Annotated in this window: 20 protein-coding genes and 2 pseudogenes; 12 read left to right on the top strand and 10 right to left on the bottom strand. The window is 68.4% G+C overall.

Annotation, left to right across the window (positions count from 1 at the left end; translation table 11 throughout):
* Nucleotides 1-618: 618 nt before the first annotated feature.
* Both V8690_RS18450 and V8690_RS18455 read right to left on the bottom strand, forming a co-directional pair.
* On the bottom strand, nucleotides 619-1,809 hold the full coding sequence (locus V8690_RS18450) for an MraY family glycosyltransferase (RefSeq protein WP_338780261.1): 1,191 nt from the start codon (nucleotides 1,807-1,809) through the stop codon (nucleotides 619-621).
* Nucleotides 1,806-2,894, bottom strand: a complete 1,089-nt coding sequence (locus V8690_RS18455) for an NAD-dependent epimerase/dehydratase family protein (RefSeq protein WP_338780263.1) — start codon at nucleotides 2,892-2,894, stop codon at nucleotides 1,806-1,808. The genes V8690_RS18450 and V8690_RS18455 overlap by 4 nt, the downstream gene beginning before the upstream one ends.
* Between V8690_RS18455 and V8690_RS18460 the strand changes: the two genes are divergently transcribed.
* From V8690_RS18460 to V8690_RS18470, 3 genes are all read left to right on the top strand, one after another.
* Complete coding sequence (locus tag V8690_RS18460) at nucleotides 2,808-2,996, top strand: hypothetical protein (protein ID WP_338785673.1); 189 nt, start codon at nucleotides 2,808-2,810, stop codon at nucleotides 2,994-2,996. The two genes, V8690_RS18455 and V8690_RS18460, sit on opposite strands and share 87 nt — an antisense overlap.
* A gap of 158 nt (nucleotides 2,997-3,154) precedes the next feature.
* Nucleotides 3,155-4,435, top strand: a complete 1,281-nt coding sequence (locus tag V8690_RS18465; protein WP_338780264.1) for a nucleotide sugar dehydrogenase — start codon at nucleotides 3,155-3,157, stop codon at nucleotides 4,433-4,435.
* 269 nt (nucleotides 4,436-4,704) lie between these two features.
* Nucleotides 4,705-6,105 (top strand): hypothetical protein, encoded by a 1,401-nt coding sequence (locus V8690_RS18470; RefSeq protein ID WP_338780266.1) that lies wholly within the window; start codon nucleotides 4,705-4,707, stop codon nucleotides 6,103-6,105.
* A gap of 49 nt (nucleotides 6,106-6,154) precedes the next feature.
* Here the strand turns inward: V8690_RS18470 and V8690_RS18475 are convergent, their stop codons facing one another.
* The 3 genes from V8690_RS18475 to V8690_RS18485 form a co-directional block, all read right to left on the bottom strand.
* Entirely contained in the window at nucleotides 6,155-6,496 is a 342-nt protein-coding gene (locus V8690_RS18475; protein ID WP_338780268.1) for a hypothetical protein, read from the bottom strand.
* Between the two features lie 508 nt (nucleotides 6,497-7,004).
* Entirely contained in the window at nucleotides 7,005-7,943 is a 939-nt protein-coding gene (locus V8690_RS18480) for an NAD-dependent epimerase/dehydratase family protein (RefSeq protein ID WP_338780270.1), read from the bottom strand.
* Nucleotides 7,940-9,148, bottom strand: a complete 1,209-nt coding sequence (locus V8690_RS18485) for a glycosyltransferase (RefSeq protein ID WP_338780272.1) — start codon at nucleotides 9,146-9,148, stop codon at nucleotides 7,940-7,942. The genes V8690_RS18480 and V8690_RS18485 overlap by 4 nt, the downstream gene beginning before the upstream one ends.
* Nucleotides 9,149-9,666: 518 nt before the next feature.
* Here V8690_RS18485 and V8690_RS18490 point away from each other — a divergent pair.
* From V8690_RS18490 to V8690_RS18530, 9 genes and pseudogenes are all read left to right on the top strand, one after another.
* Nucleotides 9,667-10,488 (top strand): hypothetical protein, encoded by an 822-nt coding sequence (locus tag V8690_RS18490; protein ID WP_338780273.1) that lies wholly within the window; start codon nucleotides 9,667-9,669, stop codon nucleotides 10,486-10,488.
* A 573-nt stretch (nucleotides 10,489-11,061) separates the two neighbouring features.
* Nucleotides 11,062-12,330, top strand: a complete 1,269-nt coding sequence (locus tag V8690_RS18495) for an O-antigen ligase family protein (protein WP_338780274.1) — start codon at nucleotides 11,062-11,064, stop codon at nucleotides 12,328-12,330.
* Between the two features lie 69 nt (nucleotides 12,331-12,399).
* Nucleotides 12,400-13,383: pseudogene (locus V8690_RS18500) on the top strand (transposase); the annotation flags it as partial.
* A gap of 508 nt (nucleotides 13,384-13,891) precedes the next feature.
* Entirely contained in the window at nucleotides 13,892-14,395 is a 504-nt protein-coding gene (locus tag V8690_RS18505) for a GNAT family N-acetyltransferase (RefSeq protein ID WP_338780277.1), read from the top strand.
* Nucleotides 14,396-14,418: 23 nt separating this feature from the next.
* Nucleotides 14,419-15,087 (top strand): PIG-L family deacetylase, encoded by a 669-nt coding sequence (locus V8690_RS18510; protein WP_338780279.1) that lies wholly within the window; start codon nucleotides 14,419-14,421, stop codon nucleotides 15,085-15,087.
* Nucleotides 15,084-15,782: a WbqC family protein gene (locus V8690_RS18515; RefSeq protein WP_338780281.1), complete on the top strand. Its 699-nt coding sequence runs from the start codon at nucleotides 15,084-15,086 to the stop codon at nucleotides 15,780-15,782. The genes V8690_RS18510 and V8690_RS18515 overlap by 4 nt, the downstream gene beginning before the upstream one ends.
* Nucleotides 15,779-16,924 (top strand): glycosyltransferase family 4 protein, encoded by a 1,146-nt coding sequence (locus tag V8690_RS18520; protein WP_338780283.1) that lies wholly within the window; start codon nucleotides 15,779-15,781, stop codon nucleotides 16,922-16,924. Before V8690_RS18515 ends, V8690_RS18520 begins: the two co-directional genes overlap by 4 nt.
* Before the next feature lie 173 nt (nucleotides 16,925-17,097).
* Nucleotides 17,098-17,841 (top strand): class I SAM-dependent methyltransferase, encoded by a 744-nt coding sequence (locus tag V8690_RS18525; protein WP_338780285.1) that lies wholly within the window; start codon nucleotides 17,098-17,100, stop codon nucleotides 17,839-17,841.
* The gene (locus V8690_RS18530) at nucleotides 17,842-19,044 is read left to right on the top strand and encodes a glycosyltransferase family 4 protein (RefSeq protein ID WP_338780287.1); all 1,203 of its coding nucleotides are present in this window, start codon (nucleotides 17,842-17,844) and stop codon (nucleotides 19,042-19,044) included.
* Between the two features lie 80 nt (nucleotides 19,045-19,124).
* Here the strand turns inward: V8690_RS18530 and V8690_RS18535 are convergent, their stop codons facing one another.
* From V8690_RS18535 to V8690_RS18555, 5 genes and pseudogenes are all read right to left on the bottom strand, one after another.
* Entirely contained in the window at nucleotides 19,125-19,754 is a 630-nt protein-coding gene (locus V8690_RS18535) for a methyltransferase domain-containing protein (protein ID WP_338780289.1), read from the bottom strand.
* A 28-nt stretch (nucleotides 19,755-19,782) separates the two neighbouring features.
* Entirely contained in the window at nucleotides 19,783-20,766 is a 984-nt protein-coding gene (locus V8690_RS18540) for an NAD-dependent epimerase/dehydratase family protein (RefSeq protein ID WP_338780290.1), read from the bottom strand.
* A gap of 187 nt (nucleotides 20,767-20,953) precedes the next feature.
* Entirely contained in the window at nucleotides 20,954-21,814 is an 861-nt protein-coding gene (locus V8690_RS18545) for an FkbM family methyltransferase (RefSeq protein WP_338780293.1), read from the bottom strand.
* 33 nt (nucleotides 21,815-21,847) lie between these two features.
* Nucleotides 21,848-22,249: pseudogene (locus tag V8690_RS18550) on the bottom strand (glycosyltransferase); the annotation flags it as partial.
* An 833-nt stretch (nucleotides 22,250-23,082) separates the two neighbouring features.
* Complete coding sequence (locus V8690_RS18555; RefSeq protein WP_338780295.1) at nucleotides 23,083-23,949, bottom strand: glutaminyl-peptide cyclotransferase; 867 nt, start codon at nucleotides 23,947-23,949, stop codon at nucleotides 23,083-23,085.
* Between the last annotated feature and the right edge of the window lie 42 nt (nucleotides 23,950-23,991).

Here is a 23,991-nt window from a genome sequence, read left to right on the forward strand (position 1 = left end):
TGCCAGGACGAAGGCGTCGCGGGGGATTCCGAACTCGGCCCGCACCTGGTCCGCCTGCCGGGCCCAGCCGCGCTGGAGGGCGACGTCCACGCCGTGAATGCGGGTGCGGACAGCACGGGCGCCCCGCACGGTCCTGGAAGCCGCCACCTGCGGTGAGACGGCCACTGTCAGGTCGTCCAGACGGCGGGTCGTCCGGTTGACCAGTCTGGTCAGCGGGTGACACGACACACAGTGCACCGTCGAGACCAGCGCCGGCCGCGAGCGCCTCAGATGCAGGGCCGGGCGCAGGACCGCCGCGAGCAACGGTGAGTGCACATTGACCACATCGGGAGCCAGCCGCCGCACCACTGCCACCATCCTGAGGTAGCGCCGCCACCTTGGAGAGGACCGAAGGTCGACGACCGTCACTCCGCAGTCCCGGAGTGCGTTCACCAGTTCCTCCGTCGCCGCCCGCAGGAAGACCACGGTGTAGTCGCGGCCGGTCCGCGGTGCCTGGCGCAGGCGGTTCACGAGGAGAACCTCGGCACCGCCCACGTCCAGGGTCTTGATCACTTCGCAGATCCGTGTCGTCTTCACCACGCCGCCCTCCCAGGCCGAGCGAACTTGTGTGATCGCCCGTCAGTCCCGGCTCGGGTTCGGTGCCGGCGGACCGCTGGCCGCGGGGAACATCGCGCTGGTCTTGCCGACTTCCCGACTGTGCGGTACGTCTGCCGACTGGACGCGACGCCCGGGCGTTCCGCCGCGCCTCAGTGTCCCGACCGGACGCGCCGTGCGTCCCGGAGCACTGGCCCGGGCCTCGGTGTGCTGGGGAAAGCCTGCAGTGGAGGGGACCCTGAGCAGCAGCCGCACCGCCACGGCGCCCACCAGGACGGCGCCGACGAGCGCGCCCCCTGGAGCGACCGCCCCGTGCGTCACGAGCGCCCCGGCCAGGCAGCCCAGGGCCGCGACGAGGCAGAGGGCACGCACAACCTGCTGGACCGTCATCCCCATCCGTCGCAGCCGGTGGGTCATGTGATCCGTGCCGCCCTGCAGCAGCGGCCTCGACTCCCGGTAGCGGGACGTCATCACCAGTACGGTGTCCACCGTCGGGATCAGAGTGACCAGCAGAAGTACGACGGGAACGGACAGGCCGTCGGCACCCCGGTGGAGCACCATCACCCCGGAGGACAACGTGAAGCCGAGAAAGAGAGAACCCGCGTCTCCGAGGAAGATGCGTGCCGGGTGCCGGTTGTGGAAGAGGAAGCCGAGACAGGCTCCGGCCAGGGCCGCCATCACTACGCCAGGGCCGCCGGACGCGACGGTGAGGCAGACCAGTCCGCCGATGACAGCACACAGCGAGGAAGCCACGCCGTCCATGTTGTCCAGCAGGTTGAACGCGTTCGTCATGAAGACGATCCACAGGACGGCGAGCACCGCGTCGAACGCGCCGCCGAAGAGCGTCGGATGCCCCCCCACCAGGACTACCGTCGCGGCAGCCGACGTCTCGACGCACAACCGGATGCGCGGGCCGAGCTGGCGCAGATCGTCGACGAGCCCGAGGGCGCACACGATCGTCCCGCAACCGAGCAGCACCGCGAGAGCCGGGTCGAGGACACCGCGGGCGAGCGCGGCGGCCATACCCGCGGCTAGGGTGGCGACCGCGACCGCGACACCCCCCAGATAGGGCGTCGGCCGGGTGTGCGCCTTGCGGGCGGTGGGCCGGTCGGTGATCCCACGGAGCACGGCGAAGCGCCGCAAGGGCTCCGTGAGCACGAGTGCGAGCAGCAGCGCCGCAGCGCCTGCTCCCGCCGTCCAGAGCGCCGAACTCACGCCGGCCATGGTGCTGCCAGGGCGGTCTCGGAAACGAGTGTGCCGGCCGCCGGGACACGCTGTCCCGAGTGCTCCAAGGCCGCCGGTACGGGCGCCGGCAGGTTGCCGTGCCATTCGGCACGGGCATCCGCGATCGCGTCCGAGAGGATGTCGGAGAGCGTGCGCCGAGGCCGCCAGCCGGTCAGGACGCGGAGCTTCGTGGTGTCCGGGACTCGGCGTTCCATGTCCTCGAAACCTGGTCCGTACGCTTCGTCGTACGACAGATGCTCCACCGGGGAAGGGCTCTTGGCCTGAGTGATGATCAGGTCGGCGAGCTCCCGGATGCTGATCTCGTCGTCCGCGCCGATGTTGAAGATCTCTCCTTCCGTGCCCGGGCGTTCCAGCAGGAGCAGCAGAGCCGCGACGGCGTCGGCGACATGCAGGAAGCAGCGTCTTTGACGGCCGCTCGCATGGATCGTGAGGGGCTCCCCTCGGACCGCCTGCCGGGCGAAGCGCGGGATGACCATTCCGTACGCCGGACTCTGGCGGGGCCCCACGGTGTTGAAGAACCGGACCACGGTCGACCGCAGCCCTCGCTCACGGTGGTAGAGACAGGCCATGATCTCGTCCACTGCCTTGGCTGTGCTGTACGACCAACGGGCCACGGAAGGGCTGCCCAGGATGCGGTCGGAGGTCTCGGTGAGCCGTCCGGAGGAATTCTTTCCGTAGATTTCCGAGGTGCTCGCGATCAGGATCCTGCGTTCATGGCGGTACGCGGACTCGATGACCGTTTCAGTGCCCTTCGTGTTCGTGATGAAGGATGTCAACGGCTGTTCGACAATGAGTTTGACCCCTACGGCGGCAGCCAAATGAATGACAGAATCGCACTCCTGCACCAGCCTGTCGACGAGCGGCGCGTCCAGAACGGAGCCGCGCACGAAGCTGAAAAGCGGATTCGCCTCCGCCCGGGCGATGTTTCCCGGTTGCCCGGTGGAGAGGTCGTCGAGGACCACCACGCGGTGCCCCTCGGCCAGCAGCGCGTCGACGAGATGGGAGCCGATGAAGCCAGCCCCGCCGGTAACCAGGTATTTCGAACAATGATCCATGCGCCGTCACTCCGGTTCGGATGGTGGGTCTCGGTTCCCATGGCATGGCTCGGCCACATCACCGCGCCAACGTTCAGCTATGCGGTCGGCAGCCGCAATTGAAACATCGTCACGCCCTGTTGACGCCCTTCGGCACGTCTTGTCGTTACGGAATTAGAGTGATGCGAGCCAGACATGTACCGCAGATACCGATCGAAGTGGCCGTATGCGTATCAAATTGGCTTGACATAATGGCGGTTGCAAAAAAATCGGAGTGATGAGTGCGTCAGAGCAGCCGTACGAGCGAGAGCAAGCTGGTCGTTGTCGGCCTGGGATACGTGGGTCTGCCACTGGCCATGCGGGCCGTCGAAGCCGGCTTTTCCGTCATCGGTGTGGACACTGATGAGTTGCGTGTCAAGCGCCTGGGCGCCTGCGACTCCTACATCGAGGGCGTCGACGGCGCGAGCCTTGTGGCCGCGGCGGACAGCGGCCGCTTCCGCGCCACCACCGACTACAAAACGATCGACGCTCTCGACGTTTGCGTCATCACCGTGCCGACCCCGCTGCGCGAGGGCGCACCCGATCTGGGCTTTGTGGAGTGCGCCGGTCGGAGCATCGCCCCCCACCTCAGCCCCGGCTCCACCGTGATCCTGGAGTCCACCACGTATCCCGGGACGACCGAGTGCCTGCTGCGGCCGCTGCTGGAGGCGGGCAGCGGGCTGGAGGCCGGTCAGGACTTCCACCTCGGCTACTCCCCTGAGCGCATCGACCCCGGGAACCCCGACTGGCACCTGGAGAACACGCCCAAGGTGATCTCGGGGATCGACGAGGCCTCGCTCGGTAGCATCGAGCGCTTCTACGCCTCCATCGTGGAGCGCACCGTGCCCGTGAGCTCCTGCCGCACCGCCGAGCTGACCAAGCTGCTGGAGAACACCTTCCGGCACGTCAACATCGCGTTGGTCAACGAGATGGCCATGATCTCGCGGCAGTTGGGGGCGGACATCTGGGAGGCGGTCGAGGCCGCGAGTACCAAGCCGTTCGGTTTCATGCCGTTCAGGCCCGGGCCGGGGGTGGGCGGCCACTGTCTGCCCGTGGACCCCTCCTATCTGTCGTGGCAGGTCAAGAGACTGCTGAGGCAGGACGTCCGGTTCGTCACGCTGGCCAATGAGATCAACGATCACATGCCCGACCACGTCGTCCGGCGGATCACCCACGGTCTGAACAAGCGCGGCAAGTCGGTCAATGGCTCCCGCGTGCTGCAACTCGGCCTGTCCTACAAGAAGAACACCGGCGACATCCGAGAGTCGCCCGCTCTTGTCATCGCCCGGTCGCTACTCGCTCTCGGCGCCCAACTGGTCGTGGCCGAGCCGCTTACCGACTCGTATCTCCTTCCCCCGGACATCACCCGGGTGGAGCTCACCGAGGCGGAGGTCCGGACCGCCGACGTGGTCCTGGTGACGACCGACCACGACGCCTTCGACTACGCGCTCGTCGAGGAGGCCGCCTCCTACGTGCTGGACACTCGCAACCGCTGCCGGGGCGAGCGTGTGGAAGTCCTCTGACCGTCCCCCCGCGCGCCCTGCCCGAGCCGGGAAGGTTCCAGCGGACAGGCTCCACGGTCGTCTGCTGCGGTCCTCGGCAGCCTGCCAGCTCGGCGGCGATGCGATCGCGGTGGCAGGTCACGGCGGCATTCGCGACACGCTCTGATTGACAGGGAGACGCAGCCGCGGATGAGCGGTCCACCGTCAGCGGAGGTGCCGCCGGATTTCCCAGGCACCGGAGAAAGATCAGCCAACGGACACCAAGCCGGACAGGCATCGCTGGAGGCGTGATGCACGGGGAGCACGCCCGGCCCAAGGGCAGGTCATGGGTCAAGCGCCGGGGAAAGCGTCATCACTGGCAAAGGCATTTGAGGACCTTCGGCTCACTGACCGCCGCCAGTCAGGTCGAGTCGGCACTGTCATTCGTCACGACTGCCATGCTGGTCCGGCTATTTGGCAGCACGGAGACGGGACAGGTGCTCTTGGCGCAGTCCATGGCGACGGTCTGGTTCGTGCTGTGGGATCCACGCTTCGAAGACGCGCTTCAGCGATTTGTCCCCGCCGAGCAACTTCGCTCCCCTGGTCGGGGCACACGACTGTACTGTCGGCTTGTCAGGCTGGACATCGTGGCCGGGCTGCTGGCCACGATCCTGGGCGTGGCGTTGGCGGTGGCTGCCGCCACTGTCGGCTGGATCTCAGCCGAACAGCTGTCCCTGCTGGTGCCCGCCGTAATGGCGGCGGGAGCGGCCACGCCTTCGGGCAGCGCTTCGGCCGGGTTTGCGATCGCCGGCCAGCTCTCCCGGCTCGGCGTCATCCGATTGGCCCTCTCAGGCGTCGGATGCCTGGTGACACTGACGGCTCTGCTGGTCACCGGCCCGGTCGGCTACCTGGTGGCGACAGTGATCACCGGCCTGGTCTCCACCGTGACACTCACGGTGAGTGCCTCTCGGCAGGTGCATCGGGTGTGCGGTGCACCGTGCGAAAACTCCATTCCGATGCCACCAGGTCTGCTGCCCTTCCTGGTGAAGAGTTCGGCCACCGGATCCGTCGCTGCGGCATCGGACAGCGGCCTCTCCCTCGTGGCCGGGCTGCTCGGTGGCCCCACACTGGTGACGTACTTGAAAATCGCCGCCGCACCGGGTCGCCTCTTCGCAGGGTTCCTCAGCCCTGTGCCGGCACAGCTCTACCCGCGTCTGGCCATGGCCGGAGCCGAAGGGCGCCGTGGAGCGGTGATGCGCGACGTCCTCCGCGCCAGTGCACTCACCGGAGGCATCGGAGTGATCGCTGTGGTTACCGCGGCCTCTCTTCTCAGTCTGTTCCTGGGTTTGGTGTACGGCCCCGAGTACACGATGTTGTCGGCGTCGGCAGTGGTGATGCTGGCGGGAGCTGCGCTGCGCGGCACGGTGATCTGGGCGAAAGTGCTGCCCCCGGCTCTGGGATTCCCCGGCGTCAGGTTGATCTTCCTGGCCGTCGAGGGGGCATGTCAGCTCGGGTGGCTGATCACCGTCACGCAGATCTGGACCGGTCCGTCGCGCATGACGCTGGCCTTCGCCTGGGGCTCGCTCGGCTTGCTGGCATTCAGCACCATCGCCTGGTTCGTCGTGCTGCGGTTCCTCACCCGGTCGGTGTTCAACTCCAGTACCCGTGCGATTCCACCTCGAAAGGAACAGACCATCGGCATCGCGCCGTAAGAGGGCGCCACCACGTCGAAGGCGGCAGGAGTAATTGCCGATTCCTGGATCAGTTGAGCTGCTCGGGCTGACGATTCTCGAGCTCGTCGGGCTTGCTGATGCCGCGGCGGGCCAGCATCCATCGCTGCCGGATCGGCTCATCGCCATCGAACTCGGTCACGGCGGGCGTACGAGCGGCGGCCCAGTCGTAGAACCGTTCGCCCTTGGCCCCCGACCCCGCTGCGAAGCCGGTGTCGTCGGGGATAAACACGCCGCCTGACTGGCCGAGTTGTTCGGCCACGTAGTCCCGCATCCGCCGCCGGGCCTCCACACGGCAAAAGCGGGCTCCGGTTCGCAGGAAGAGTTCTTCGAGTTCCAGGTCCCAGGCGTTCGTCGGTACGTCGTGCATCACGACAAGGCACTGCTCGTCGCCCAGTCACTGCATGCGGGGCAGCCACACGTTGGTGAGACAGCCGGCCCAAGACCGTCCCGCGCATGCCAAACCCCCGCTACACTCCCCACCGCCAAGCCGTTTGACCAGGCAAAATTACAGAAGTCCGGCTGGAGCACCGAGCCCGTCTCCAGCGCCACCTCGTGCCTGAGCAGCCGGGTCAGGAAGTGGAGAAGTTCGTGGGAACCGCCGCCGCCAAGGTCGACGCCCCTGGAGGCCGCATTCAAGGCAACCGAAGCAAGCCCACGTCGCCGCGTCGTAGACATTCCATGTCCGGAACCAGGCCGAGTTACATCGCCTGGACCAGCCTGAACGCCACCATGCAATCCATGTCGACGTAACCACCAGGCGGATTGCTGAATTTCTTTCACAGTCAGTGAAAGCCTGGATTTTCGTTGCGGGTTCAGAGATGGCAAACGATCATATGTCTGCCCTTGGCCGATACCATGCCGGTGATCGCGCAGATCGCCTACGCATATTCCGGCAGCGAGCGGAACCACCGGACGGTCTCGGCCAGTCCCTGTTCCAGAGGAACCGGCCGGAGCCCGGTGAACAGACTGCGCAGCAGGCCGTCGTCGGCCTGGGAGACTCGCACCTCGCCGGAACGGGTCGGCTCGTGTCGGACCTCGACCGCCAGTTCCAGCGTCTTGGCGAGGTGATGCGCGAGTTCCAGGACGCTGACCCGGGTACCGAAGGCCAGATTGATCGGGCTGGCACAGGTGACCCTGCGCTCGGTGGCATCGGCGAGCACCTGGACGACCGTGCCAACGTACGTGAAGTCGCGGGTCTGGTGGCCGTCGCCGAACACCGTCAGCGGGTCACCGCGCAACGCCGCGTCGATGAAGGACGGAACGACCGCGGCGTAGGCGTGCCCGGCCGACTGCAGCGGGCCGTAGACGTTGAAGAAGCGGAAGACCAGGGCCGAGAGGCCGAAAGCCGACTGATGGGCGAGCACGTAGGACTCGGTGGCGACCTTGCTGGCGGCATAGGGGCTGAGCGGACGGGTCGGCAGGCCCTCGTGCTTGGGCAGGTCGGTGACGGAGCCGTACACCGACGACGACGACGCGGCCACCAGGTGCGTGTCCCCGTGGCGGCACGCCTCCAGGACACGCATCGTACCGGTGGCGTTGACCTCGTGGCTGGCAAACGGATCCGCCAGGGAACGCGGCACGGACGGCCGTGCGGCCAGGTGGACGACCGCGTCGGCCCAGGTCACCACGTCGTGGAGCAGGTCGCGGTCGAGGATGCTGCCCTCGACCAGTTCCACGTCCGTGCCCACCAGGTTGGCCGCCGAGCCGGTACTCAGGTCGTCCAGGACGACAACCTTGCCAACGGAAGGGCGCAAGGCCAGTTCACGGCACAGGTTCGCTCCGATGAACCCGGCGCCTCCGGTCACTACGACGTTCAACGGTCGACACCTTCCTGTAGGGGGGCGGGCCACCAGCCGCGCGTTACGGCGATAGACGTGTAGAGATCTTGGGTGTCCCGCACCAGGCGCTCGGCCCCGAACTGATTGGTTGTCCAGGCGCGGGCGGCTTCTCTCATCCGGCGGCGGAGACCCTCGTCGCGAAGGAGCGTGACGGTGTGGCGGGTGAGCGCGTCGGCATTCGGTGGGGCCAGCAGCCCCGTCGTCCCGTCCCGGACCACCTCGGCCACGCTGCCCACGTTCGTGGCCACGGCCGGCACCCCGGCCAGCCCGGCCTCGATCAGGCTGACCGGCATTCCCTCGTTGTCCGAGGTGAGCAGCACCACGTCCGCGGCTGCGTAGACGGTCTCCACATCAGCGCGCCACCCCAGCAGATGGAGCGCGTCGCCGAGGTCGGCGGCCGATTCCAGGTCGCTGTGCAGATCTCCGTCACCGCACACCAGGAATCGGGTGGCCGGTACGGCGCGGCGCACCTCGCGGGCCACCGCCAGGAAGCGGTCGGGCCGCTTGATCCTGGTCACCCGCCCGACATACACCACGACAAGGCTGTCCTGCGGGACGCCGAGCCGCTCGCGCGCCTCCGCGCGCCCGGGGGCTGCGGCCGGTGTCGTGCCGGGCGGCACCACGGCGTACTGTCCGGGCCGGCCGATGCCGGCGGCCAGGAGGTCGTCCCGGACACCGCGCCCCACCGCCACGAGCCGGTCGGTGGCGGCTGCCAGATTCCGCTCGGCCTGAACCACCAGACGGGTCTTGGCAGGTGAGAAATAGCCGTGCAGGAGGTGGCCGTGGAACGTGTGCACACGTGCCGGCACCCGCGCGAGCACGGCTGCCGCCCGTCCGAGTGCTCCCGCCTTGGCGGTGTGCGTGTGCACGATGTGCGGCCGGAACCGGCGCATGGCGGCGACCAGTCCGCGCAGTGCGCGCAGGTCGTCGGCCGGCCGCACCGCGCGGCCCAGGGTGGGTACCCGGCAGACCCGCACGTCCGGGGCCCGCTGCTCCACGTAGTCGGCCTCGTCCGGGCCCACGAACCCGGCGTACAGCCGGTGGTCGAACAACTCGGTGTCCAGTCCGCGCATCAGTGTGGATACCTGGAGGGCCGGACCGCCCACGTTCATCCTCGCGATGACTCTCATCACCCGGATCCGCGAGGGGGCGGCGCAATCGGCGCTACGTCGGGCAATCACCATGCAGCCTCACCGGGTTCCTGGCCGACCGGTGGGTCGGGTACCGATACCCGCCCACGACGAGCGCTCATGGTGACCCGCCGGGAACGACCGGGTGACTCCGACACGCCGCCCGCCGGGACAGCGGCCACACCTACGGCGCACCCGTCGCGCCCGGCTGCCTCGAGCTGCGGGCGCGCTGCTTCCAACCCCGGCCCCGCCGGGCGGCCGAGCCCATGCCCGCGCGGACGAAGAATGAACGATTACTCCCCACTATGTGGGCCAAAGTGCTGCCGCAAGCCCTCGCAGTTCCCCGGCGTGCAGCTTGTTCCCTGAGCGTCGAGGGCTTCTGCCACTCGGCGATGAGGTGCGCTGTTCGGAGTGCATCGTCGCTTCGCGGACCGTGTCAACGGGTGAAAATCTGCTCCGCCTGTTATCCCTGGGAGCGGATGAACGCCGCGGCCTCCATCAAGCCGAGTGATTCGCGGCAGGGAGTTTCGGCATCCGTGGCTGGCCCTGGCGACAACAGAGAGGTGAACACCGTGCGTATCTTCCTCGACGTCGGGGCGCACTACGGTGAGTCCCTGGACGTAGCGCTCGACCCCAGATGGGGATTCGACAAGATCTACTCCTTCGAGCCCGCACACTCCTGCCAGCGCGTGCTGCGAGGATTTCGCGACAAGCGAGTCCGGGTGGTCCCGGCAGGCCTCTCCCGCGCGACCGGGTCTACGACCCTGTTCGGAGCGGGATCGCTCGGAGCCAGCGTTTACGCCGACAAGGTGAATCTGGGAAGTGACGTCGGGCAGGAGACGATCTCCCTGGTGCGCGCCACGGATTGGGTGTTTGCGCATACATCCGCCGATGACGAGATCTATGTGAAGCTCAACTGCGAAGGTAGCGAGTGCGACGTTCTCGATGACCTGCTCGACAGCGGTGCCATCAGCCGGATCACCAGCATCTATGTTGACTTCGACGTGCGGAAGATCCCGAGCCAGGCTCATCGGCAGGGAACTGTGGAAGAACGCCTGCGCGAGCAGCGCCGGCACTTCGTCACCCGTGACGGGCTGAGCGGCCTGGCAGGTCCTCCGGCGGTGAGGGAGTGGCTCACGATGGTGAGCGGTCACCAGCCTTCCGGGGCCAGCAGGCTTCGCTATCGACTCGGCCTCCACCGACCGCCCTCTGTCTGGCTGACCGTGGTGGCCAACCGGCTGACCTCGGTCGCGAAGACCGTACTGCCGCGGGCGGTGCTGCGGGCGGCGCGGCCTGTCCGCGAGCAGATGCGGCACCGCCGTACGGGTCACACCGGCCAATCCGCTGCCCACGTCCAGGCGGACCGGCCGTCTGGCTCCCTACAGGCGAAGTGAGAGTTGCTGGGACACAGCACCACACGAGGCACTGCGGTGCCTCCATGTGTGTGATCGGCCGTGTCACCTGCCGCCGCGGCGGTTTCGACACCCACTGGAAGTCGTCGCCCTGTACCAAGGATGGAGACCGGGATGATGATGCCGACCACGCTGGCCGGAAAGAGCGCATGTGCACGCGTGACCGTCGGTCCCGGTCACCGGCGCTCAGGCCAGGTCGGCCAGTGCGGTCAGCCAGCGCGGCCCAGGTGCGGAAGTCCTTGGAATCGTCGACGTCCGGCTGCCGCACCCCCGAGAAGGTCACGACGGTGATCTGGGGCTGCGTCGCCGCGGCAGCGGCGGGTTTGCGTCGGAAAGCCCCTCCGCATGGAACCGGCGTCAACGTGTTCCCTCGGCCTCGCACCGCAGAAGCATGACAAGGGCACCACCGAGCAGCCTGGGAAGCCCCGACGGTGTATTCGCCAGGTCCGGGTCGATGACCCGGCTGTGGTACCGGCCCGGCGTGCCGGACTCGTCATCGTCTGCCACACGGACAGACTCGGTCTGGTGACGAGTAAGAGAACGCCAGCTCATTCGGTGCAGCCGAACGCCCTCACCCGGGGATCGCTTCGTGATCTCGCCGCCCACGTCAAGGCGCCGCCACCGCCCGGCTCTGTTGCCTCTGCGGTCATGCTGGCCGGCGCAATCGTGCTGGTCCATGGGCTCGGCATCGCCAGCCTCCAAGCCCCGGTGGTGCGGCCGCTGTTGATCAGCGATGTGCTCTTGCTCGCCTACCTGCTGTGGGCCCTGGCGCAGCGGCCCGCCGGGAGAGCTGCGCCCATCGGCTTCGTGGCCCTGTCCCTTGGCCTGTTCTTGGCCTGGTCGTTTCTGGCCACCGCTCACGCAGACGCATCTATCACGCCATTGCTCCGGATCGCCGTCTACGGTGCGGTGTTCCTGGTCCTCTCGCGGCGCGGGACGGACCGGAGTCTCTTCTACGGCATCGTCCTGTGCTATGCCCTGGTCAATCTTGTCGGCGGAGTATTGCAGGGTCAGACACGGCTCATCGGGCTGGACATCGGCGACCCCGGGCAGACTGGGGCGCTCCTGGTGGCTGCGCTGTGCCCCCTCTTGACCGCAGAACTGCGGTTCCCGGGCCGGTGGATCGTCGGCGCCGTGCTGCTGGGCGGGATCTTCCTGACGCATACCCGCAGCGTATGGTTCGCCACCATCGTCGTGCTCGTCGTCTGGGCTCAGAAGAGGCTGTCACTGTCCAGACTCATCGTCATCTTTCTGCTGTTCACCGCGCTGGGGCTGATGACCGTCAGCTGGGTCACCCAGCAGTTTGGCCTCAACGAGTACAGCGCTCACCTCCGAGACCAGAGCATTGCCAACGGTATCCACAACGGCTTGGAGCACCCCCTCCTCGGTAGCGGATGGGCGGAGGTTGCGTCCATGGGCCACTTCCAGCAATTCACCGAAGAAGCCGTGGACTCGGTCTACCCCTACAACCTGTTCATCGCCGTGTTCAGCTTTACGGGCGTTCCTGGTCTGCTGATGCTGGTGCTGTTCCTTGGCGGGCTGCTCCGGCACCTGGTGCGCAGACGCCAAGCCCCCTTGTTGATCACTCTGGATCTCCTCGCACACTCGGTCACGGAAATGCCCCTGTATGCCGCCTCGATGCAGACGCTACTGTTCTTCATCTGCGCAGGTATGGGGCTCGCACCGGCCGGCAGTGCTGCTCAGCCATCGCAAGATCCGCACCAGGACGAAGCCGTTCCGGCAGCCCCGCCGCCGAAGAAAGCAGTGCTCATGCCTTGTGGCTCGGCCTCGGGTTGGACACGAAGGGCGTACCTTTCCCGGTGATCGACTTCTGGCCATCGAGTAGGCCGACGTTGCGCCGTCGGCAGGGAAGGCACGCTCGTTCTCAGCGTAGTGAATGCCGACGGTTCCACCGAGACCGGCTTCTTGATCGACGACATCGTCCGCGAGGGCGCGACGGCAAGGCTGGCCGCTGCGCTGGAGGCCGAAGTCAACGCCCGCACAGCCGAGTTGGACGACCAGTGCGACGAGGCGGCTCGGCGTCTGGTGGTCCGCGACGGCTACCACCGCAAGCGGTCGGTGACCACGGCCGCCGGCTCCATCGAGGTCAAGGCGCCGCGACTGAATGGCCGGCGCATCGACGAGGTCACCGGCGAGCGCAAGCGGTTCTCCTCGAAGATCCTGCCGCCGTGGTGCCGCAAGTCGCCGAGGGTCTCCGAGTGCTGCCGCTGCTCTACCCGCACGGACTGTCGTCCGGGGACATCGTGCCCGCGCTGGAACAGTTCCCGGGCAGCTGGGCGGCTGTGGCCGACCACCGTGACGAGGCTGATCAGGCAGCGGCAGGACCCGACCACGCCGCCTTCCAGCATTGCGACCTGTCGCAGTCCGACTACGTGTACGTGTGGGCTGACGGGTGCACCCCGAGGTCCGCCTGGGCCAGGCCCGCTCCTGTGTCCTGGTGCTGATGGGCGTGCGCACCGACGGCTCCAAGAGCTGATCACTCTGGCGGAGGGACTGCGGGCGTCGGCCGGGTCGTGGGCCGACCTGCTGCGCGGCTGCCGTCGGCGCGGCATGCGCGATCCGGCGCTGGTGGCCGGGGACAGCGCGATGGGCCTGTAAAAGATCACCGCCGAGGTCGACGAGCTGCTGGCGTTCTACGACTTCCCCCGCCGAGCACTGGATCCACCTGCGGACCACCAACGGTGAAACTCCGTACGAAGGTCACCCGCGGCGCGGGCAGCCCGGCCGCCGCACTGGCGATGGTGTTCAAGCTTGTCGAGTCCGCCCGGGCTCACTGGCGCGCTGTGACCGCACCCCACCTCGTCGCCCTCCTCCGGGGCCAGCGCCGGCTTCGAGAACGGTCACCTCTTCGAACGCCTAGCGGAACCCGTCAACAGCGTGACACATCTCGACCGGCCCACAACTCCTGACAGTTGCTCGCGCACCCACCAGCGGGGGCCCGCAGGGCGGCGATGCCGAGCCATGCCCCAGGGCGCAGACCAGCACGAGTGCGGGCCACAGCAGCACCCCCGGCATGGTCAGGGACGACAAGCGCCGCTGCCGCAAGCCAGGCCGAGCCATGTGTGCCCAGCAGCACGGCGGTCACAGGTACGGAGACCGCGGCGGCGGCCATGAGCGCGACGGACCACCCGGGCAGGGCCCCGGTGCCGTGCTGTTGTCAGCGGGGCGGCCGCCGCTTCGTCCTCGGCAATGTCACCGGGCTCAGTGTGGTCGCGGGGCACGCGAGCGGGTGTCCGGCACGTGGGAAGGCCGCACCCCGTGTACGCCGTTGGAGCGTACCGGTTCCCGCCGGTCGGCCAGCCGACGCCGGCTGCTGTCCCCGCCTTGCGAGACTCGGGTGAGCACCGCGACTCAGGGGGCCTCGATGCGCAGTTCGGACTGGACGCACAGCACGGAGACGACGGCCGCGGTCCCGCAGCCGGTCCACGAGCTGCGCCGCTTCGGCGATGTCGTGGACGAACTGCTCGATGAGCTCGTGGAGTTGGAGCAGCACGCGCACGAGGCGAGCGACCACTACGACACCGGGCCGTGGCAGCGCGAGAACTTCGTTCGGGACCTTCCCGGCAAGCGGGAGCTGAGCCTCGTCGCGACCGTGTCGGGGACACCGGCCGGATTCCTGATCGCCTCCCGGCGGCCCGACGGCGCGCATCTGCACCGTGTGGCGACCGACCCCCGACACCGGCGTACCGGTGTCGCCTCCGGGCTGGTCGCCGCTTTCCTGGCGCGGACGCCCGGCGTCGTCACCCTCGTCTGCGACCCCGCCAACCGGCCCGCGCTCGCTCTCTACACGCGTGCGGGTTTCCGGGTCACCGGTACCACTCCGGAAGGCAAATTGTCCCTGGCGACCGGCACCACGCCCCATCGGTGACCGTTGCCGGAGAGGAAGACGTGATGTTCTGCAGCAACCCGATGTTCGAGCGCAGCCTGTTCGTGGGGGCTCACCTCGACGACATCGAGCTGGCGGCCGGAGGCACCGCCGCCCGTCTCGTCGAGGCGGGGGCCGTGGTGCGCTTCCTCGTGATGAGCCCCTCGGACTACACCAGTTACGACGGAAGCCACTTCCGTGACGCCGAGGTGGCGGTGACCGAGGGCAGGGAAGCCGCCGCGACCCTCGGGGTGAAGGAGATCGACGTCCTGTCGTTCCCGGCCAAGGACGTGGAGAACCACTCGACCGTCGTGGAATCGATCAACAGGGTCGTCGACGAGTTCCGTCCGACGATGGTCTTCACGCACTGGCCGTTCGACACCCACCGGTCCCATGCCAACACCGCGCTCGCCACCATCGCGGCGAGCCGGTACTACAACTCCGTCCTGATGTACGAGCCCATCACGCCGTCGGGGCGCTCTTACGTCGGCTTCCGCCCGCAGCTGTACATCAACATCGACGACACCATCGACAAGAAACTGCGGGCACTGCGCCAGCACGAGTCGGAGTACGCCAAGTACGGCGAGCAGTGGATCGAGGGCGTCGAGGCCCGCTCGAGGTACCGCGGCTATGAGATGCGTGCCCGGTACGGCGAGGCGTTCGAGGTGTCCCGGCTGGAAGGCGTGCTCGCATGAGGGTCGCCGTCCACCAGCCCGAGCACCTGCCGTGGCTCGGTCTCCTGGCCAAGGTCGCCGCGTCCGACCTGTGGATCGTCCTCGACTCGGTGCCGTACCGGAAGAACTACTTCCAGAACCGCAACCGGGTCCTGGTCAACGGGCAGTCCTCCTGGCTAACCGTGCCGGTGACCTCGCCGTTCGGTACGCGAATCCGCGATGTGCGAATCTGTGAGGTGCCCTTCTGGCGCCGGCGTTACCGCGGACGTCTGGTCCAGGCGGTGTCGGGAACCCGGGCTGTCAACCGGGTCGAGGACCTGCTGTCGGTGATCGACGCGGCACCGCCCGCCGGCTCGCTGGCCGACCTCAATCTCGAGCTCGCCGACTATCTGCTGGCGCAGTTCGACGTCAAGGTGCCGATGGTTCGCTCGTCCGAGCTGGCCGTCACCGGAAGCAAGTCCGAACTGATCGCCGGTCTCTGCCGGGCGGCAGGCGCCGACGAATACCTGGCGGGACCGTCGGGGCGCGACTACCTGGACCTCGACGCCTTCGCCGACCACGGGATCACGGTCCGGTTCTTCGACTTCGACCACCCGACATACGCCCAGGGCCACGAGCCCTTCGTACCGTGCCTGTCGGCCGTCGACGCGTGGTCGCGGCTGGAGCCCGCCGAGCTGCCGCCGTTGCTGTCCGGCTACCGGCTCAGTGCGTCATGACGACCGCCACGCAGCCCATCGGGCTCACCGCCGTGACGATCTCGGGGGTCCGGCAGGCGGACGTCGACGACTCCGCCGACTTCCGCACCTGGGCCGCGCTGGCGGGCCGACTCGGCCGCGCCGAGTGCGTCTGGGCCGGCCCGCGTCTGGAGTGCCGACGAGGGCCGCTGCACGTCCACAGGCGACTGCGGCGCCCCGGCCCGCGGTCGCTGATCTGGGTGGCGGGATCGGTACGGATCGGTGTACGGCTGGCACGGGCTGCCCAGCGCCGCGGTGAGACCGTCGTGGTCAATGGCACCGAACCCTGGGGCTGGCTCTCCGCCTGGCTCGTCTCGCGGCTTGTGGGAAGTCCCTGGCTCATGGACGTGCACGGCGACTACCTCGCCCTGCCGGTGGCTTCCCTCGGCCGCGGGCGCCGGGCCGTCCTGCGCCGGGCCGTCATCTTCTTCGCCCGTCGAGCCGACACCCGCCGGGCCGTGTCCCGTTCCATCTCCGACTCGCTGGCCGGACGGGGCCTTCCTTGCGCCGAGGTCCCGCCGCGGCTGCTCCCGGTATGGGAAGAGCCGCTCAAGCGTGCACGGCCCCCGCTGGAGTCACCGTCCCTTCAGCTTCTGGCGGTTGGCCGGCTCGTGGCCTCGAAGGGCTTCGACCTCCTGCTTGCGGCTGTGGCCGAGCTCGTGCGGACCGAACCCGCTGTCCGCCTGCGCATCGTGGGCGACGGGCCGCTGCGAAACCATCTCACTGACGAGGCCGCACGGCTCGGTCTGTCGCCGCACGTGGAGTTCCTCGGGACCCGCGATGTCGACGAGATCCGTGCGGAGCTCTCCCGGGCGGACCTCTTCGTCATTTCCTCCCGGGACGAAGGGCTGCCCCGGACGCTGCTGGAGGCCACGGCCGCGGGCGTACCGGTGGTCGCCACCTCGGTCGGCGGGATTCCCGCGGTCGCGACCGGGTGGGACAGCGTCCGGCTCGTCCCGGTCGATGCCGCCGCGATCGCGTCAGGTGTACGTCAGGTTCTCGCCTCCCCGCCCGGCGCGGAGCAGCTGTCTTCCGTACGCCACCACGTTCTGGACGCCTACGGCTTCGAGAACAACATCGACATGTTGACCGACCTTTTCCAATCGGTCACACCCAGAAAATGACTATGAGCCGCCCTGATACGCGGCGGTGAATCAAGAATGCATCGCCAAGCAAGAATCAGCCAAGAAAACAAACCGAAATGGAGACTTCCATGGGACGAGCGTCGACTGTTCGTCGTTGGGTAAGGCACTCCGGCGTGGCGCCTGTGGCATCGGTGTTGGGCGGGTACGTCGCCATGCGCACACTGGGAACCGGCATCCGGCGCTACACGGAGCCGAGCATTCGGGATTTCACCCTGTCCGGGGGCAGGCTCGCCACCTCGGCAGCCGACTTCCTCGGGGAACTGGGGTGGCAGCCCGCCGAGATCGAGCTCGTGCTCGGCGAGTACCAGGAGGTCGCCGAAAAACTCGCCGACCGCTACGCGGACACGCAGCTCCACTATCCCCGCACGCACGGCGTGGAAGTGGAGACCAGCGCCGCACTGTACGGGCTCAGCCGGCTGCTCAGGCCCCAGTCGGTGGTGGAGACCGGGGTGGCCGACGGCCGGTCCTCCTGGCTGATCCTCGCCGCACTCGAGCGCAACGGTTCAGGGCTGCTGCACAGCTTCGACATCAACCACACCGCCGGTCGGCTGGTGGGCGAACACGCGCAGTGGCGGCTGGAGATCCTTGACCCCAAGGAGCCCGAGGCGTGCTTCAGCCGGGCTTTGGAGCGCGTGGGGACCATCGACCTGTTCTTCCACGACAGCGACCATCTCTATCTGCCGCAGCTGTTCGAGTACAGGCAGGCCTGGCCCAGAATGACCGAGGGCGGTGTCTTCGCCAGTGACGACGTCAACTCCAGCCGGGCCTTCCTGGACTTCTGCGGGCGGCACGGTCAGCGCCCCGCGTTCCTCTTCGACTCGCGCAAGATCACCGGAGCGGTGCGCCGACTCGGCGCCGGCGTGGGGGCCGGTGCACCGGCCCAGCGGGTGGGTTAGATGGTCGGCACGAGGCGGGACCGCGGATCCGGCGCGGCGGTCACCGCCGCGCCGGATGCGCGTCCGAGGCTGGTCTATGTCGTCCCCCATCTGTCGGAGAACGAATCCGAGCACTTCGCGCACATTCCGGCGCTGCTCGCGGCGCTGGGGTCACGCGTCGACCTCGCGGCCGCCGTCGAGCGGGGCAGCCCGCCGACGCGACTGGCGGGCGTCCGTCTCCTGCTGCGCGTGCCCGGCCGAAGCAGACTCGGCCGGGTCCTGGGCACGGCGCTCACCATCCACCGGTGCGCTCGCGCCGGCTACCGAACCTACTTTCTGCGCTACTCGACCCTGTTCGTGACCGTGCTGATCCTCACGTATCCGCTGTACCGCCACCGCATCCTGCTGTGGCGCAGCGGCCTGCCAGACGTGCGGGAGCCGGAGCGACGCAAGTCGCTGCGGCACAGGCTGCAGGACGTCCTCAACCGGGTGACTGCGCGATCGGTGCACTGCCTCGTCACCGGGCCGGAGACCATGGTCCCCATCATGGCCGGCCTGTGGGGGGTGCCCAGGCACCGGATGCGACTGCTGTACAACGACGTCGACGCCGGCCGGTTCGCTCCGCTGGACGCGGAGGCGCGCCACACGGCGCGCAAGCGATTCGGCTGGAACGGTGACGAGTTCGTCATGCTCTTCGTGCACCGGCTGTCGTACCGCAAGGGCGCGCGTCTGCTCGCTCCGCTGCTCGCCGAGGTCAGCCGAGTCGTGGAAGCCGCGGATCCGGATGTACGCGTCCGACTCGTCGTCGCAGGGGACGGCCCGGAGCGGCCGCGCCTGGAGCGCGAGGCCTCGGATCCCGCCCTGGGCGGGAGAATGCAGTTGCTCGGGGCGGTCCCCAACCACGACCTGCCCGAGCTGTACGCGGCGGCAGACTGCGTCGTGATGCCCAGCTATGAGGAGGGCTTCCCGCGGGTTCTGCTGGAGGCCATGGCCTGCGGCACACCAGTCGTGACGACGGACGCGGGCGGTTCGCGGGACGTGGTGGGAGCCGGCTATCCGTATGTGGCCCGGGTCGGTGATCTGGACGGGCTGGTGGCTCACCTGCGAAGCCTGGCAGTCATGCCGCCCGAGGAGCGGTGCGCGCTGGGGCCGCGGCTGCGGCGCCGGGCGCAGGAGAAGTTCTCACCACAGCGAGCGGCCGAGATGATCGAGGCGATGCTCTGAGCGGATCCCCGGTCGGATTCCCCGGCGCCCGCGGTCCCGGCGTCGAGTGCGAGGAGATCGCACTCGACGCCGGGAGCGGGTTACGAACAGGGCTGAAGGCGCACCAGATAGGTCGCGCAGAGGAGATTCGGCCACCGGCACACGGCCCGTCCGATGCGCTGACGCCTGGGCCCGAGCAGCGCCCGTTCGTCCGTCACCCGCCAGCCGTGCCGACTGGACGCGCTGCGTACGAAGCCCCGCGCGTCTTCCAGGGAGAAGAACCAGCGGTGCCGGTCCGCGGGCGGTGAGGTGGGCAGTCCGTACTTCGCGGAGATGGGCTTGCCGCGAAGGTGCCTGACCCTGGTGCCCACCTCGTAGCAGTTGGGAAGGGTGATCACGACGTGTTCGCGGGCGACCCGGCACAATTCGGAGAAGCCCCGGTGGATGTCGTCGGTGTGCTCCAGGACGTCGAAGGCGGTCACCACCTCTACCGACCGGTCCTCGAACGGCAGACGGTCACCAAGGTCGGCCACGACCTCGGCCGCCGGGTCGAGGTCGACGCCCACGTAGCGCACTTGGCGACCGCTCAGCGCCGCCTCGAGTTCGCGGGTACGGCAACCGACGTCCACCACCGTGCCCTGCCAGATGGAAGGATACGTACGAACGATTCCGGACACCTTCTGCATCGCCGTGCCTCCGTCGACCTTCGCGACGTTCATCTCCTCGTGCACCAGCCCTCCTTCGACTCCATCTTCGCGGTCACCGTTCCGCACGGTGAGTCGCGGCGGCGGTCAGCGACCGCCACTGGCGCTCGATGCCCTCGCTCAGCGTGACCGAGGGTTTGTAGCCGAGCAGTTCACGCGCCTTCGTGAGGTCCGCTTCGGTCACCTGTACGTCGCCCGGCTGATGACTGTCGTCGCGCACCGGAACCTCGGCGCCGGTGATCTCGGCGATGCGGCTCAGCACGTCGAGCACGGAAACGCTGTCCCCGCCGCCGACGTTGACCGCCTCCGCGGTCGCCTCCGCGGTCGCCGCGGCAACGGTGGCCGCGACGGCGTCCGCAACGTAGGTGAAGTCCCGGCGCTGGCGGCCGTCCCCGTAGAGGCGCAGTGGCTGTCCGGTGCGGACCGCGCGCAGCATCCGGCCGATGGCCATGTCCGGCCGCTGGCGTGGGCCGTACACCGTGAAGTAACGCAGTGCGACCACGCTGGTGGCGCTTGCCGGAGCGAGCGCGTAGGCGAGAGCGAGACGTTCGGCCGCGAGCTTGGTGACCCCGTACGGTGACAGTGGAGCTGTGAGGCACTCCTCGTGCAGGGGCCCCCTGCCCGTCGCGTCCCCGTACACGCTGGAGGAGGAGGCGAGGACCAGGCGGCGGACGCCGGAGGACACGCATGCGTCCAGCAGGCGTTGTGTCGCCAGCACGTTGCACGCGACGTATTCGCCGAAACCGTCCCCCCAGGAAGGTCGGACGCCCGGGATGGCGGCGAGATGGAAGACGGCGTCCGCGCCGTCGACCCAGGGCTTGATCTCGTCCGTGACGAGGTCGCCCTGAACCAGCCGGAAGCCCGGGTGGCCCAGCGCGCTCGCGAGGTTCTCCGCCGCCATGGCGTTGTCACGGGGTGAGCGCCGGTCGACTCCCAGAACGGTGGTCCCGCGTTGCAGCAGGGTGTCCACGAGGTGGGAGCCGATGAAGCCCGCCGCCCCGGTCACAACAGCACGTTCGACGCAGTGCGCCGTACTCATCACGGATCCCCTTCCGTCGGCACAGCCCGCGCCGCACATCAGCGGTCGCGGACTGTCGCCAGTGAACCGAACGCCACATTCTTACCGAATTGGGCGATATTTACGGTTCAGACATTCTGGACACTTCCGTGATTGCGCCCGCAGGTGGGAGCCGAGGGTCGGCATCGGCTTCGCTTTCCGTCCGCCGTCAGACCGTCTCGGCGAGCCGCGCTTCCACTTCCCGGCGCCGCTGACGGCACACGGCCAGTACGTCGGCCTGCCCCGGGCGAAGCGGATCCGGGGCCGCGACAAGCCTGTTGCTGTGCGGGTCGTAGAGCACCACGTCGTAACCGTGGTCACCGAGCCACCGCCGGACCTCACGCGCCGTGGAGCCGAAGCGGTGGAGGAACCTGTCGACGAGTTCGAGCATCCACACCGCCGGCTCACTCCGGGCGACGAAGCGATCCGCGCCGCGCAGCGCCAGGTGCTCCGCACCCTCGACATCGAGCTTGCCCATGGCGAAGGGACGCTCGGGCAGGGTGTCGTCGAGTCGGCCGAGCCTCACCCGCACGGTGTTGCCGCTGTCGGCATCCGTCCTGATGCGCGAGCCCGTACCCCTGATGACGAACGACGTCGTACCCGGTTCCGCTCCGATCGCCATTTCGTGGACGGTCACACACCCGAGGGAATTCGCATCTACGTTGTCCCGCAGCCGTTGGGCGAACGCGGGGACGGCCTCGAAGGAGTGCACGGCTCCGCTCGGACCCACGAGTTGTGCGGCGAGCAAGGTAAACATTCCCTCGTTGGCGCCGCCGTCGATGAATCCGTCCCCTGGACGGAGATAGCGCTTCATGAAGGTCATTTCCTCGTAGTCGGGAAGTCCCCCGAAGTAGACGAAACGACCCGGCTGCGTGCTGTCGGGGTAGGCACGGAACGACAAGTCGCCGTACACCGACAAGTCGACCGGCCGCCGGACCAGTCGCTTCCATGCCTGCCACCCGGCCATGCCGGCCAGGGCCCGGGCCCGCCGCCCACGGTTGGCGGGATGTTCCCAGGCCAGTCTGACCATCCCAGGAATGGTTGTCGGCAAGGTCTGCTCCTCTCAGTGTCCGGCGAGGGCACGCCGCCGTCCCAGCGCCGCCTGGTACCACTCGTCCACGCGCCGGGCGACCCGGGGCCAGTCCAGTTCCGTGGCCGCGCGCAGCCCGAGTTCAGTCATCCGGTGACGGCCCGCCTCGTCGTCGAGCACGGTTCTCAGGGCGTTCACCAGGTCCGCCTTCGACCCGGACGGAAAAACCCGGTACGCCTCGCGGACGGACACCACGGGATCCAGCAGGGCGTCCGAGGACACCACCACGGGCGTTCCGAGCGCCAGCGCCTCCAGAGCCGCCGTGGGCACGCCCTCGCCCTTTCCGGGGAGTCTTCGTGAGGCGAGTACGAACACCTCGGCTCGCCGGACCAGGTCGTAGACCTCCTGCCGGGGCAGGGCGCCGAGGAGTTCGACGCCCGGACCCGCTGCCGCGAGCCGGCGAGGCGGTCACGCTCCGGCCCTTCGCCTGCGATGACGAGTCGCGCCTCCGGTCGGCTGCTCGCCAGTTCGTGGAACGCCTCGATGAGCAGACCGTGGTTCTTCATCGGGTTCAACGCGCCGACGCTGACGATCAGACCCCGCTCACGAGCCCGGACGTCGACGGAAGGCGGCATGGCGGACAGCTCAAGGCCGCTGGACATGGTGAGGATGCGTCTCGGGTCCACGCCACGCGCCACGAGGTCGGCAGCGGTCGCCGACCCCAGCGCGATGAACGCCTCCACACTGCGGAAAGCACGCCGGGCTAGCCACTGGTGCCGGCCGGCGAGTGCCGCGTGGACCGTCAGGAACAGCGGGATTCCCAGCCGTCGGCAGACGGGCCCCAGCCAGGCGGCCTCAACGTAGTCGCCGTGAAGGTGCACGAGGTCCACGGCGCGTCGTGTCGAGCCGGCGCAGAGGTCCGTGATCGCGGCAGCCGTTGCCGCCGAGAACGCGAGCCGGTCGGACGCCGGCGCCAGCACCCGGGACGGGGTGGTCCTTTGCAGCGGCAGCCGCGTGGCGCCCACCGGTACCGCTGCACCATGCCGGAACGAGAGCGTCACCCGGTTTCCGCCACGTACCTGATGGTGCGTCAGGCTCTCGACGTGACGCTCCATTCCGCCCTGCATGGGAGGGATCCGGTAGCTTACCCGCACGATGTGCATCGTCGCGTTGCTCCACCTTGTGTGAATCGGACACACTGAAGGATCGCGATGTTTCGTGCTTTATCGCGCCCGCCCCGCCGATCTTCACTGGAACGGAAGAGCCGTTCAGCCCTCGGAGTCGCCGGTGCGCCCGGCCGGAACCAAGGTCACGCGGAACGTCTTGGGCCAGAGCTTGCCGGTGATCAGGAACTGGTCGGTGCCAGGGACGGCCGCGATACCGTTCAGCGCGGATCCGTGCACACGTTCGCCCTTGCGAAGCAGGCCCGAGGCGTCGATGCTCGCCGTCACCGCACCGGTGGCGGAGTCGATGCGCACGATGCGATCGGTGAACAGGACGTTGGCGTACACCGCCTCGCCGACACACTCGAGTTCGTTCAGCTTCGTCACCGGTCGGCCGCCCTGGGTGACGTTGATGTCGCCTGTCCTCGCAAGTGTCCTCGGATCCCGGTAGGTCAGCCGCGATGATCCGTCGCTCGTCACCAGCCGGTCTCCGGACCGCTGGTAGCACACGCCCCAGCCCTCGTCGGGGTACGGGACACGACGCACCTCCGACAGCGTCCTGGCGTCGCGTTCGATGGCGAGGCGGTTCCGCCAGGTGAGCTGCCACAGCTTCCTGCCGACCACGGTGATGCCCTCCCCGAACAGCGGTGCTGGCAGCGCCTTCTGGAGTGTCGGGTGCCGTCCGGGCGGACCCGCCCGCACCGAGGAACGACCGACCAGGCCAGTGCTCTCGTACAACGTGCCGCCGGCCACCTCCAACCCCTGAGTGAAGGCCCGCGGGTCGTGCGGAAGAACCTCGAGCACCATGACCCTCAACTGCTCCACGCCGCCGGAAACCGACTCGCCCTTCGCTGCCCTGGTCCCGGCGACCGCGCCGGACGCGGGGTGTTTTCTCGCTTCCTCCGCCGCGCAGGAGGCGAGCAGCGCGCCCGAGAGCACGGCTACCACTGCGCATCGCAGACGTTCGGACACGGCAGAAACTCCTCGCTTCACGGTGACCTTGAGCGGCGGCCT

Origin of the sequence: Streptomyces sp. DG1A-41 (genome assembly GCF_037055355.1) — a bacterium.
Taxonomy (GTDB): domain Bacteria; phylum Actinomycetota; class Actinomycetes; order Streptomycetales; family Streptomycetaceae; genus Streptomyces.

Bases quoted from the DNA above. Each gene is read 5' to 3' on its own strand.
- V8690_RS18520 (WP_338780283.1), top strand. From the start codon at position 15,779: ATGACGACCGCCACGCAGCCCATCGGGCTCACCGCCGTGACGATCTCG.
- V8690_RS18515 (WP_338780281.1), top strand. From the start codon at position 15,084: ATGAGGGTCGCCGTCCACCAGCCCGAGCACCTGCCGTGGCTCGGTCTC.
- V8690_RS18485 (WP_338780272.1), bottom strand. From the start codon at position 9,148: ATGGTGATTGCCCGACGTAGCGCCGATTGCGCCGCCCCCTCGCGGATC.
- V8690_RS18525 (WP_338780285.1), top strand. From the start codon at position 17,098: ATGCGCACACTGGGAACCGGCATCCGGCGCTACACGGAGCCGAGCATT.
- V8690_RS18530 (WP_338780287.1), top strand. From the start codon at position 17,842: ATGGTCGGCACGAGGCGGGACCGCGGATCCGGCGCGGCGGTCACCGCC.
- V8690_RS18540 (WP_338780290.1), bottom strand. From the start codon at position 20,766: ATGAGTACGGCGCACTGCGTCGAACGTGCTGTTGTGACCGGGGCGGCG.
- V8690_RS18455 (WP_338780263.1), bottom strand. From the start codon at position 2,894: ATGGATCATTGTTCGAAATACCTGGTTACCGGCGGGGCTGGCTTCATC.
- V8690_RS18505 (WP_338780277.1), top strand. From the start codon at position 13,892: ATGCGCAGTTCGGACTGGACGCACAGCACGGAGACGACGGCCGCGGTC.
- V8690_RS18470 (WP_338780266.1), top strand. From the start codon at position 4,705: ATGCACGGGGAGCACGCCCGGCCCAAGGGCAGGTCATGGGTCAAGCGC.
- V8690_RS18545 (WP_338780293.1), bottom strand. From the start codon at position 21,814: ATGGTCAGACTGGCCTGGGAACATCCCGCCAACCGTGGGCGGCGGGCC.
- V8690_RS18510 (WP_338780279.1), top strand. From the start codon at position 14,419: ATGTTCTGCAGCAACCCGATGTTCGAGCGCAGCCTGTTCGTGGGGGCT.